This window comes from Conyzicola sp. (assembly GCF_046714715.1).
Taxonomy (GTDB): domain Bacteria; phylum Actinomycetota; class Actinomycetes; order Actinomycetales; family Microbacteriaceae; genus Conyzicola.
This window is the reverse complement of record NZ_JBKKAD010000051.1, coordinates 23,115-34,274: the sequence shown is the minus strand read 5'-3', so window position 1 is coordinate 34,274 and position 11,160 is coordinate 23,115. Positions and strand designations below refer to the sequence as shown.

Here is an 11,160-nt window from a genome sequence, read left to right as displayed (position 1 = left end):
CACTCGGGGCAGTAGTCGATCTCGACGCCGCTGCGTTCGCTCATGACGAGGGTGGCTGAATCGTTCGGACACTTCATGGGATCCTCCAAGAATCGTGGCGCTCGAATTTTAGTCAGCGCAACCGGTCTCAGCCTGAGAGTGCGTTCAGCGGGGCAGTTCGCCCAGCAGGGCTACGACCGCGTCGGCCGAGCGCTTCGCCGCGTCATCCACGTGGGTGAGAAAGTCGGTGTGCGCGACCGGTCCGCACAGGTCGGAGATCGCGCGCACCGAGACGAACTCCCGTTTGTGCACATACGACGTCTGGGCGATCGCGACCGATTCCATGTCGGTGGCGAGTGTGCCCGGCAGCGCTGCGCGGATCGAGAGCGCGCGCTCGGGCGTGACGAACGAGTAGCTCGACGCGATGAGCCCGAAGTGCACACCGGATGGCGAGACGTCGTCGAGGTGGCCGCTTCGCGCAAACGCCTCGATGGCCGCGCTGCTCGCTGTGTACGACGCGGGCATGCGGGGCACCTGCCCGAGCACGTAGCCGAAGGCCCGCGCGTCGGCGTCGATGTTGATGTAGTCGGTGCCGACGACCACGTCGCCGACCCGCACCCACTCGCCGACGCCGCCCGCGGTGCCCGCGCTGATGACGAGCGCGCCGGTCTCGCCGTCAGCGGGAGCCGACTCGAGGATCGCGCTCGTGGCCGCGCCCGCCGCGTTGACCAGGCCGATGCCGGTGCGGACGAGCAGCACGGTGCGTCCCGCGATCTCGATGTACCGATGGACGGCCAGACCGACGGAGACGGGCTCGCCCGCCGTCGTCGCGCGTTCGAGGAACGGAGCTTCTTCGTCGGGCATTGCGACGAGGATGACTGCGGCGATGCCGCTCACCGCGGGGGAGTCAGACGGGCGCGCGATATTCATAGGTGCCTCCATCATCGCCCACCCGGCGCGACCCCGGTGAATAGAGTGGGCGCATGGCACTCCTCCATCAGGCGACGATCACCCCGTCCAAGCTCGACCTCGTGCGGGACTGGCTTCCGGGCCAGCCGTGGTTCCGCGGTGTGCCCGGCGAGCAGTTGACCCCCGTCGCGGCCTACCGCTTCGACGATCCCGACGGCCAGGTGGGCATCGAGACGATCCTGACAGCCGGTGCGGATGGCGCCGTCATGCAGGTGCCGGTCACCTATCGCGGCGCACCCCTCGAGGGTGCCGAGCGGTGGCTCATCGGAACGACGGAGCACTCGGTGCTCGGATCGCGCTGGGTCTACGACGGGCTCGGCGACCCGGTCTACGTCGCGGCGGTGACTGACGCTGTGGCCACCGGCGGCCACGAGGCCGAGCTCACGATCGAGATCGACGGCGTGATGGTCACCCGCGAGCCGACGGCCCGCGTGCAGGGCAGCGGCGCCGGTCCCGAGGGACGAGGGCGCGTGACCGTGATCCGCTACCCCGAGCCGGGCGCGGCGGGCGAGGGCGCCGTGCTCACCGGAACCTGGGGCGAGCACTCGGCGCCCGTGCTGCTGGTGACCATCGAGAGCTGAACCGCGGGCCGGCCCGAATCCTTACGGAATCCTAACGGCGAAGGGCCGGAGCCCCCACGAGGCCCCACCTAGCCTTGAACCTCACGCAGATTTTGGGGGATTCGGTGTCGCGGACGACAGAGCAAGAGGCTGCACACTTTGCGAAGTCACGCGCGTGGCTGCTGCGCGGGATGCCGGAACGGGCCGCCTCGCATCCTGGCCCGCACGCAGAATCGGTCGAGAAGACGCACTCCTGGTGGCGGGTGATGTGCCTGACCGGCGTCGACTACTTCTCCACGCTCGGCTACCAGCCGGCGATCGCGGCAGTCGCGGCGGGCCTGCTGTCGCCGCTTGCGACGATCGTGCTCGTCGCACTCACCCTGTTCGGGGCTTTGCCCGTCTACCGCCGCGTCGCGCGCGAGAGCTTCCGCGGCGAAGGCTCGATCGCCATGCTTGAGCGGCTGCTGCCGTGGTGGGGTGGCAAGTTGTTCGTGCTCGTATTGCTCGGCTTCGCCGCCACCGACTTCATGATCACCATCACCCTGTCGGCCGCGGATGCCACGGCTCATGCCGTCGAGAACCCGTTCGCCCCGGCGTGGTTCGAAGGCAACGAGGTGCTGATCACCCTCATTTTCGTCGGGCTTCTCGCCGCCGTCTTCCTGCGCGGGTTCAAAGAGGCGATCAGCATCGCGGTCGTGCTCGTGGCGGTCTTCCTCGCCCTCAACGCCATCGTCATCGTGGTGTCCTTCTTCCACATCGGTAGTGACTTCACCGTGGTAGACGATTGGTGGGCCGCACTCACCGCGCAGCACAGCAACCCGTTGCTCATGGTGGGCATCGCCCTGCTGGTGTTTCCGAAGCTGGCGCTAGGCCTCTCCGGTTTCGAAACGGGCGTCGCGGTCATGCCGCAGATCTCGGGCGGCGCGCGCGACACCGAGCAGAACCCCGAGGGGCGCATCCGCGGGGCGCAGCGCCTGCTCACGACGGCGGCCCTCATCATGAGCGCCTTCCTCATCACGTCGAGTATCGTCACGACGTTCCTCATCCCGCAGGAGGAGTTCCAGTCGGGCGGGGAGGCCAACGGCCGCGCCCTCGCCTACCTCGCGCACGCCTACCTCGGCGACGGGTTCGGCACGCTCTACGACGTGAGCACGATCTGCATCCTATGGTTCGCCGGCGCCTCCGCGATGGCCGGGCTGCTCAACCTCGTACCGCGTTACTTGCCCCGCTACGGCATGGCCCCGCAGTGGGCGCGCGCGGTGCGTCCCCTCGTGATCGTGTTCACCGTCGTGGCCTTCGCCATTACTATCGCGTTCCAGGCCGACGTCGACGCGCAGGGCGGGGCCTACGCCACCGGCGTGCTCGTGCTCATCACCTCGGCGTCGGTGGCGGTCACCCTCTCCGCATTGCACAAACGCCAAGACAAGCGCACCGTAGGTTTCGCGATCATCTCGCTCGTGTTCATCTACACGACCGTGGTCAACGTGATCGAGCGCCCGGACGGCGTGCGCATTGCGGCGTTGTTCATCCTCGGCATCCTCGTGGTGTCGATCGTCTCGCGGGTTCAGCGGTCGTTCCAGCTGCGGGCCACATCGGTCGTGCTCGACGACGAGGCCACGCGTTTTGTCGCCGCTGACGCCGACGACTACGGCGCTATTCATGTGATCTCGCACGAGCCGAGCGACGGCACCGCCCTCGAGTACAGCGCGAAACTCAAAGAGGAGCGGCGCGACAGCGGAATCCCGTCTCGGGCGCCGGTGCTGTTCATCGAGGTGCACCCGGGTGATTCATCCAATTTCGAAGAAGACCTCGTCGTGCGCGGGGTGGTGCGTCACGGCTACCGCGTGCTGCTCGTGAACAGCGGAAACGTACCGAACACGCTCGCCGCCGTGTTGCTCGCCATCCGCGACCAGACCGGCATCGTGCCCGGTATCTACTTCGAGTGGACGGAGGGCAATCCCATCTCGAACATGTTCCGCTTCCTGATCACCGGAACGGGCGAGGTCGCCCCGGTCACGCGCGAGGTGCTGCGACGCGCGGAAGCCAAGCGAGGCCAGCGGCCCGACGTGCACGTCAGTTAGTCGCGAGCGGATCAGCCTTCGATGACGAGCAGAATCACGGATGCCACGGAACTCACGATTCCAATTCCGGCGGTGATGGCGAACAACACGAAGACCGCGCGCTGCGCCTCGCTGTGGCGCGCGAACCTGATCGTCTCGGGCGAGCGGCGGCTGTAGAAGACCGGCACGCTCTCGAGCGCCCCCACTTCATCGTGCTCGTGGTGGGAGAGTTCGCGCGAGTAGAGCCGTCCGTCGTCGGCCATCCACCGGGCGGTAGCCAGCTCGTCGGAGGGGAGGATGATCGCCGTGGTCTCGAGCAGCGAGCTGCTGGCGGCCCGCATGATCAGCCAGACTGCGAGGCACACCGCGGCGCAGACGGATCCGAGAAGGATCAGCGTCTCAAAAACCAGTCCGAGGATGTCTTCGCCGCTCACCCAGCAATATTACCTATCCTCAGCGCCCGCCCGCTGATTAGACTATGCCTCATGTCTCTAGTGATCCCGATCCTGGTCCTCGCGCTGATCGTCGGCGCGCTCGTCGACATCATCACGCGGCCCGAGGGGGAGGCGAAGCACCTCCCGAAGATCGGGTGGATTCTGCTGGTCGTCTTCCTGCCGCTCATCGGCAGCATCGTGTGGTTCGTGGTGGGCCACGACTACGCGCCGCAGCGGGAGTACATCAGTTTCGGAGATCCCAGCCGACACGAGCCGAAGCCCGCGGAGCGCGGGTTCAGAACGACCGAACAGGAACTCGCCGACCTCGAGGCCGAGATCGAGTTCCACGAGAAGCAGGCCCGAATCGACCGGCTCGAGGCCGAAATCGTCGATCGGCGTGACCGTATCAGCGACTAACCGTCCAAGACGGTGTCGTCGCGATGGGCGGCGAAGAACTGCGACTGACCGCGCATGATGTCGTCCATGGTCGCCTCGGGTCCCACGCCGTAGACGGTGGCCGCGAAGCCGAGTTCGCGTTGCACCGCCCAGATGTCGTCGTGACGGTCGGGCGCGAACAGCTGGGCCGGGTCGCCCACCGCGACCCAGCCGATGGGAACGACGGTGTCCTCCGCGAGACGGGTGTTGACCTGAACCACGCCGTTGATGCGCACCTCGGCGCCGGCACCCAAGGTCGACCCCGGGAAAAGCGACGCGCCCGTTGCCACGAAGCCGCGCGCCTCGATCGTCGCCCCGTTGACGTGCGCGTGCGGTCCGATCATCACGCTGTCGCCCACCCTGGCCGGATGGCCGGCGCGGCCGCGCACGACGGCGTTCTCCATCACCACCACGTTTTCGCCAATGTTCACCGGGCCGTCTTCGGCGCTTAGCACTGCCCCGTGCAGGATGCGGGAACCGGCTCCCACCGTCACGTCGCCGCTGAGAACGGCGGCTGGGGAGACGTACGCCGACTCGTGCACGGCCGGTCGCCTGCCGCGGTGTTCGATGATCATGCCCAGAGCCTAGGGCCAGCCGAGCAACGCCCGCAGCGCCGCCGCCGTAGCGGCCGCCGCGATGACCACCACGATGAACGGGGCGCGCAGCAATAGGGCGATGATCGCGGCGATGAGGCCGGCGGCCCGGGCGTCGAGCACGAGGGCGTCGCCCGTCGTGAAGGTCTGCATCACCACGAGGGCGGCGAGCAGCGCGGCCGGCAGCAGGTCGGTCGCACGGGAGACCCGCGGCCTCTCGAGGAAGCTCGGCGGCACGGTGTACCCGGCGAACTTGAGGGCGAAGGCGATGAGCGAGGCGCCGATGATGGCGATCCAGACGGTCACGGGGTCGTCCCTTCCGGTCGCTGCGGTTCGGGTGTGCTCTGCCGGGTGAACAGCCCCACCAGCACCGCCACCAGTGCGGCCGCGATCACCGGGATGCCGACGGGCACCACGGGCACGAGCGTCGCGGCGACCACGGCCGCGGCGATCGCCACGGCCATCGGCTGCCGGGATTTCAGGCGCGGCCAGAGCAGCGCGATGAAGGCGGCGGAGGCCGCGGCATCCAACCCGTACTGTTTCGGATCGCCGATCGCGTCGCCCACGAGGGCGCCGACCAGGGTCATCACATTCCAACCGACATAGATTCCGATGCCGGTTACCCAGAAGCCCAACCGGCGGTTCGGCGGGGCGTCTTGCGCGATCGCCACCGCGGTCGACTCGTCGATCGTCAGCTGGGCCACGGGGACGCGCCACAGCCCGCGGGGTGCCATCGTCGAGGTGAGCTGCAGGCCGTAGAGCGTGTTGCGCACGCCGAGCAGCGACGATGCGGCGACCGCGGCGCCGACACCGCCGCCTCCGCCGAGCACGCCGATGAGCGCGAACTGCGAGCCGCCGCTGAACAGCAGCAGCGACGTGACACAGGTCTGCCAGATCGTCAGGCCGCTCGCCACCGCGAGGGCGCCGAAGCTGATGCCGTAGAGGCCGGTCGCGATGGCCACCGAAATGCCCTGCTTGATGACGGCCCGCCGTGCCGGATCGACAGGAACGGAGGGTGTCGCCATAGAACGAAAGTAGTGCAGAACGCCTCTACGCGGTGCGCGTGCGGTAACTCAGGTAGACCACGCCGTTGCCGAAGCGGTGTTCGTGCACGAGCTCGAGGTCGACCTTCACCCGGTCGGGCAGATACCGGGTGCCGCCGCCGACCACCACCGGGTTCACGAACACCGCGAACTCGTCGACGAGCTCGGCCGCGATGGCGAACGCCGCGAGGCCGGGGCCGCCGATAGAGAGGTCGCGTTCTTCGGATTTTTTCAGACCCCGGATGACTTCGGGGTCGAAGCCGCGCTCGAGGCGGGTTTTCGGCGTGCTCACCTCGGCGAGGGAGTTCGAGTACACGATCTTCTCGGCCGCGCGCCAGATCTGCGCGTAGTCGGCTATCTCGGCGGGTTCTCCTTCGACGGGCATGGTTTGCCAGACGCGCATCACCTCGTAGAGGCGCCGCCCGTAGAGGTGGGTGCCGATGGGGCGCTCGAGGTCGTTGACGAAGGCGTGCACCTCTTCGTCGGGAGCGCTCCAGTCGAAGTTGCCCGCCTCGTCGGCGATATGGCCGTCGAGCGAGGTGATGCCGGTGTAGATGAGTTTGCCCATGTCGCGCCCTCCGTGTCGTCGGTGACCCGACCATTCTGCGGAGGGCGCGACGCCCGAGTCAACGGCTCAGGTAGGCCTCGATGCGGTCGAAGGCGCCCACCCAGGCGTACTGGTTGAAGAAGTCGCGCGTCTGCAGGTCGGGGAATCCGGTCTGGGTCGCGGTCATCAGGGTGCCGCCGTCGTTCGCCTCGAAGGTGACCACGACATCGGTGGTCATGGTCTGGCCGTCGGGGGTGCTGCCGGTCGAGGTGGTCACCAGCCGGTGCGGGCGGTCGATCTCGCGGAACACCTGGGTCTCGGTGAACAGCTCGTCGCGGCTCGGACCCCACACGGCGGTCTGCTGGCCGCCCACGCGCAGGTCGACCTCGATCTCTACGATTCCCGGCTCTTCGTCGAGGATGCTGAACCAGATCTTCTGCTTCTCGGCGTCGGTATAGGCGTCGAAGACCTGCTCGGGTGTCGCCGGCAGCTGGCGGCTCATCGTGAGGCTGATGGTGTCGGTTTCATTCGTCATTGTTCTGGCCTTTCTGCGGGGTGCTTTCTGGGTTGAGGGTGAAGTAGGCCTCGAGCCCGTCGAGTCGACGCTCCCAGAGGCGCTGGTAGAGAGTGATCCATTCCATGAGGTCGTCCAGCCGTTCGGTGCCCAGCCGGCACTCGCGAGACCGGCCGACTTTGGCGGTGGTGACGAGTCCGGCATCCTCGAGCACCTGCACGTGCTTTTTGAGACCGGTCAGCGTCATGCCCGTCGGTTCTGCGAGCTCGCCGATCGTCGCCGGTCCGTCGGCCAGCCGGGCAAGGATGCCGCGCCTCGTCGAGTCGGCGAGAGCGGCGAAGGTGCGGTCGAGAGAGTTTAGCTGAACCATAAGGTTCACTATACATCACTGAACCCAGGGGTTCAATGATTTTCGCAACTCAGGCAGAATAGAGATCCTCGGATGCCGCGGCGCCGGTTACCGGGGAAGTCCCGGGCCCCGCCCCGCAGCATCCGAGGATCTGCCTGAGTTGCGGGAACGATCGAGCCACCGGTCGGCGTTGGCCGCTTAACGACGGAGGGCCCCTCGCCTAGGCGAGGGGCCCGCCTGTTTGTTCTGGGACTAGCGTCCGAGCACGCTGTCGAGTCCGAGGCCGCCGGTGACGTCGCCGATGAGGCCGTCCACGTCGGTCGCGTTGTCGACGATGTCGCTCACGCTCACGCCGGCGCCGATGTCGGTGGACGTGTCGCCGCCGGTAACGGGCGCGGTCACGGGGACGTCAGTCGTGACCGGGGCGGTGACGGGCGCGGTCACGGGAGCCTCGACCGCAGTGTCATTGCCGGATGCCACGGGGGCCGTGACCGGCGCGCTCACGTCGTTGCCGCTCAGGGCGTCGCCTGTGGTCACATCGCCCACCTGAGGGGCGATGACGACGGGGGACTGTCCGGCGAGAGACACGTTGCCGAAGAGGTCGGAGATATCACCGAAAAGGTGGGTGGTGGTGTCCGTCGAGCTGTACTCGCTCGACGAGTCCGACGTCGTGTCGGCTGATGCGGGACCGGCAAAGCCGACGATGGCGAGAGCGGCCGCAGCAGCGGTTCCACCGGTGGCGAGCAGGGTCTTCTTCGTGATGTTGTTCATTGCTGAACTCCTTCATGTCAGCACTCGAATCTCCCCGAACCAGTGAGGCCGGTCGTTTCCGAGTGCACAGAGGGTCCGGAGAACGCCGGGCAAACGGATTGGGCCGGAACCGCGAACGCCGCCTTTTCGGGGCAGATTGCGACCGATTCGAGAATTGTGGTGCCGCATCCTGCCCCGCCAACTCGCGGAAGCCGCCGGGTCGAGAATTTTTCCTGAGTGAGTGCTGGCAGTGCTTCGCGTGACTCTTTGCTACTCGCGCGAGGTGCCGGCGATGTTCACCATCCAGTTCACGCCGAACCGGTCGGCGCACATGCCGAAGCTATCGCCCCAGGGCGCCTTCTCGAGCGGCTGGTACACCTCTCCGCCCTCGATCAGCTTGTCCCAGTAGCCGTGCAGTTCGTCGTCGTCGTCTCCGCTGAGCGAGACCGAGATGCTGGTGCCCACGGTGTAGTCCATCGAGTTGGGGGTGTCGGCTCCCATCAGCACGAGCCCGTTCGGGCTCTCCAACTGGGCGTGCATGATCTTGTCTTTTTCGTCGGGATCCTGGTCCATGCCGAATTCGCCGAAGGTGCTGACCGTGAGTTCGCCACCGAATACCGACGTGTAGAACTCCATGGCCTCGCGCGCGTTGTCGCGGAAGCTCAGATAGGGATTGAGTCGTGTGGGCATAACAAAAACCTCCTCGTAGTTGGTTCCTGCATTGTGGAGCGCGCGGAGGAGGCACCGCAACCGTCTAGCCCGACGTGGCCTTCATCGTGTCGTAGGCCTTCAGTGCGTCGCGACGCGACTGGGCCAGGTCGACGATCGGCTCGAGCGGATATTCGCCGGCCTCGAGTTCGGGAACCCAACGCCGGATGTAGCGTCCGCCCTTGTCGAACTTCTGGGCCTGCAGAACCGGATTGAACACGCGGAAGTAGGGGGCGGCATCCGCACCGCTGCCCGCGACCCACTGCCAGTTCGCGGGGTTGTTCGCCTCGTCGGCGTCGACGAGCGTGTCCCAGAACCAGGCCTCGCCCACGCGCCAGTCGACGAGCAGGTTCTTGATCAGGAAGCTGGCGGTGACCATGCGCACGCGGTTGTGCATGGTGCCGGTCTGCCATAGCTCGCGCATGCCGGCGTCGACGAGCGGCACACCCGTCTTGCCGTGACGCCAGGCGTCGATCTCCCACTCGGGGGTGTCGGCCCACGGGAACGCGTCGAAGGCCGAGCGGTAGTTGCGTTCGTGCAGCTCGGGGGAGTGGAAGAGGATGTTGTAGTTGAACTCGCGCCAGCCCACCTCGCCGAGGAACTTCGCGGCGTTGCCCTGCGCCTCGCGGGGGAGCGCGCCGCGCAGCCGGTGCCAGATCTGCAGCGGGCTGATCTCGCCGAAACGCAGGTGCGGGCTGAGTCCGCTGGTCGCCTCGATGCCCGGTTCGTCGCGCCGGTGGTAGCTCTCGAGCACGTCGTTGGCGAAGCCCTCGAGGCGGTCGTGCGCGTTGTTCTCGCCTGGAGCGCAGTGCTCGCGCAGTCCGGCGGCCCAGTCGGGCTTCGTAGGCAGCAGGCCCCCGGTGTCGAGGTCGTCGCTGGCGGCGTCGAACCCGCGGATGCTCGTGGGCGCGTCGAGCGGATCGCGCGCGACGCCCTGCTCGAGGCAGCTCTTCCAGAACTGTGTGTAGACGCGGTAGGGGTTGCCCTCCTGGGTCGTGATCGTCCAGGGCTCGAAGAGCAGGTTGGCGCGGAAGCTCTCGACCTCGCGGCCGTCGTCGCGCAGCTGTGACTTCAGGGCGGCGTCGATGTCGCGGGACCGGCCGTACCGGCGGTTCCAGAAGACCGCTCCGGCATCCGTCTCGCTCACCAGCTTGGGGATCTCGACCTCGGCGGCTCCCCGGCGCAGCACCAGCGTGGCGCCGCGGGCCGCGAGATCGGCTGCGAGCGAGACGAGGCTGTGGTGCAGCCACCATTTCGAAGCGCCGCCGAGGGGCCGGATGCCACGGCTCACCTCATCGAGCAGGTAGACGACCACGACCGGAGCGCCGCGGGTGACGGCGGCGGTGAGGGCGGGGTTGTCGGCTAGTCGCAGGTCGTCGCGCAGCCAGACGATGGATGGTCGCTGGTCGGTCACCGTGCGCCGAGCCGCAGCTTCTCGGTGAGCGCGGTGAGCTGGCGCAGTTCGTCGGTGTTGAGGATTCCGCCGACGCGGTTGCGGATCGACTCGGCGTGCACGACGGCGACCCGGCGGAAGAGCGTGTAGCCCGTCTCGGTGATGCGCACGATCGTGCCGCGGCCGTCGCCGGGATCGCTCTCTTTGGTCACGAGCTCGCGGTGGACCAGCCGGTCGACGAGCCTGCTGACGCTCGGCTGGGTGAGCAGCAGGTGACGGTTGAGGTCGCGGATGCGCAGCGCGCGCTGAGGCTGGCGGGAGAGGTTGAACAGCACGTCGTACTCGTTGAACGACAGCTCGGCGGTGGGGAACTCGGCGTTGAGTTGGCGGAGGACTGTCACTTGGGCGCGGAACAGAGACTCCCACGCGTCGACGGCTAGCGATTTTTCACTCACGAGAGCAACTCTATGCATCCGCACCGACAGTCGCGCAATGGGGGTGACAAGGAATCAGGTTCAGAAATGACCCCTTAAACAGGATTGAGGGTCGGTTTCAGAGGCTAGAAACCGACCCTCTCCCTTGCACCAAGAGTGTCCTGCAATCACATTCCGCATCAGCTGCCACAGCAAACAACTTCTGCCCTTGAAATATATAACGGGTAGGTAACGGAGCGCTAGTTATCGAACCGTTATATTTCTGCGAGTTTGCCGAATGCGCTCGCCGCCGGACCCTTTCTTTGTATCCGTCATGTGTTGGGGTAGCCGTCCTGATATCCCGTGCGCCCGCCTGCTGATACAGCAAGCGTCTGTTCTTTGCAAGGCATCTC

Annotated in this window: 16 protein-coding genes; 3 read left to right on the top strand and 13 right to left on the bottom strand. The window is 66.9% G+C overall.

Annotated elements, in window-relative coordinates:
* Positions 1-77, bottom strand: a 77-nt coding sequence (locus tag ACLQ6X_RS04245) for a zf-TFIIB domain-containing protein (protein ID WP_411698934.1), incomplete at its 3' end; no start/stop codon positions are given.
* Between the two features lie 67 nt (positions 78-144).
* Positions 145-909, bottom strand: coding sequence for a 5'-methylthioadenosine/S-adenosylhomocysteine nucleosidase (mtnN, locus tag ACLQ6X_RS04240; protein ID WP_411698932.1), 765 nt, complete (start codon positions 907-909; stop codon positions 145-147).
* A gap of 53 nt (positions 910-962) precedes the next feature.
* Here mtnN and ACLQ6X_RS04235 point away from each other — a divergent pair, with 53 nt between their 5' ends.
* Together ACLQ6X_RS04235 and ACLQ6X_RS04230 are read left to right on the top strand one after the other, a co-directional pair.
* Positions 963-1,529, top strand: coding sequence for a CG0192-related protein (locus ACLQ6X_RS04235; RefSeq protein WP_411698931.1), 567 nt, complete (start codon positions 963-965; stop codon positions 1,527-1,529).
* Between the two features lie 170 nt (positions 1,530-1,699).
* A complete protein-coding gene (locus ACLQ6X_RS04230) occupies positions 1,700-3,589 on the top strand; it encodes an amino acid transporter (protein ID WP_411698933.1) in 1,890 nt (629 codons plus the stop codon).
* Positions 3,590-3,600: 11 nt separating this feature from the next.
* Here the strand turns inward: ACLQ6X_RS04230 and ACLQ6X_RS04225 are convergent, their stop codons facing one another.
* Positions 3,601-4,002 (bottom strand): hypothetical protein, encoded by a 402-nt coding sequence (locus tag ACLQ6X_RS04225; protein ID WP_411698930.1) that lies wholly within the window; start codon positions 4,000-4,002, stop codon positions 3,601-3,603.
* Between the two features lie 51 nt (positions 4,003-4,053).
* On the opposite strand from ACLQ6X_RS04225, the gene ACLQ6X_RS04220 reads away from it, so the two are divergent.
* Complete coding sequence (locus tag ACLQ6X_RS04220) at positions 4,054-4,419, top strand: PLDc N-terminal domain-containing protein (RefSeq protein ID WP_411698929.1); 366 nt, start codon at positions 4,054-4,056, stop codon at positions 4,417-4,419.
* On the opposite strand, the gene ACLQ6X_RS04215 is transcribed toward ACLQ6X_RS04220, so the two are convergent.
* The 10 genes from ACLQ6X_RS04215 to ACLQ6X_RS04170 form a co-directional block, all read right to left on the bottom strand.
* The gene (locus ACLQ6X_RS04215; RefSeq protein WP_411698928.1) at positions 4,416-5,012 is read right to left on the bottom strand and encodes a gamma carbonic anhydrase family protein; all 597 of its coding nucleotides are present in this window, start codon (positions 5,010-5,012) and stop codon (positions 4,416-4,418) included. The two genes, ACLQ6X_RS04220 and ACLQ6X_RS04215, sit on opposite strands and share 4 nt — an antisense overlap.
* A 9-nt stretch (positions 5,013-5,021) precedes the next feature.
* Complete coding sequence (locus ACLQ6X_RS04210; RefSeq protein ID WP_411698927.1) at positions 5,022-5,336, bottom strand: AzlD domain-containing protein; 315 nt, start codon at positions 5,334-5,336, stop codon at positions 5,022-5,024.
* Positions 5,333-6,055: an AzlC family ABC transporter permease gene (locus tag ACLQ6X_RS04205; protein ID WP_411698926.1), complete on the bottom strand. Its 723-nt coding sequence runs from the start codon at positions 6,053-6,055 to the stop codon at positions 5,333-5,335. Before ACLQ6X_RS04205 ends, ACLQ6X_RS04210 begins: the two co-directional genes overlap by 4 nt.
* A 25-nt stretch (positions 6,056-6,080) precedes the next feature.
* Positions 6,081-6,641, bottom strand: a complete 561-nt coding sequence (locus ACLQ6X_RS04200) for a dihydrofolate reductase family protein (protein WP_411698925.1) — start codon at positions 6,639-6,641, stop codon at positions 6,081-6,083.
* 58 nt (positions 6,642-6,699) lie between these two features.
* Positions 6,700-7,155, bottom strand: a complete 456-nt coding sequence (locus tag ACLQ6X_RS04195) for an SRPBCC family protein (RefSeq protein WP_411698924.1) — start codon at positions 7,153-7,155, stop codon at positions 6,700-6,702.
* Positions 7,145-7,504: an ArsR/SmtB family transcription factor gene (locus ACLQ6X_RS04190; RefSeq protein WP_411698923.1), complete on the bottom strand. Its 360-nt coding sequence runs from the start codon at positions 7,502-7,504 to the stop codon at positions 7,145-7,147. The genes ACLQ6X_RS04195 and ACLQ6X_RS04190 overlap by 11 nt, the downstream gene beginning before the upstream one ends.
* Before the next feature lie 231 nt (positions 7,505-7,735).
* The gene (locus ACLQ6X_RS04185) at positions 7,736-8,254 is read right to left on the bottom strand and encodes a hypothetical protein (protein WP_411698922.1); all 519 of its coding nucleotides are present in this window, start codon (positions 8,252-8,254) and stop codon (positions 7,736-7,738) included.
* Between the two features lie 249 nt (positions 8,255-8,503).
* Entirely contained in the window at positions 8,504-8,923 is a 420-nt protein-coding gene (locus ACLQ6X_RS04180; protein WP_411698921.1) for a VOC family protein, read from the bottom strand.
* A gap of 64 nt (positions 8,924-8,987) precedes the next feature.
* The gene (locus ACLQ6X_RS04175; RefSeq protein WP_411698920.1) at positions 8,988-10,355 is read right to left on the bottom strand and encodes a cryptochrome/photolyase family protein; all 1,368 of its coding nucleotides are present in this window, start codon (positions 10,353-10,355) and stop codon (positions 8,988-8,990) included.
* Complete coding sequence (locus ACLQ6X_RS04170) at positions 10,352-10,807, bottom strand: MarR family winged helix-turn-helix transcriptional regulator (protein WP_411698919.1); 456 nt, start codon at positions 10,805-10,807, stop codon at positions 10,352-10,354. The genes ACLQ6X_RS04175 and ACLQ6X_RS04170 overlap by 4 nt, the downstream gene beginning before the upstream one ends.
* Positions 10,808-11,160: the final 353 nt, after the last annotated feature.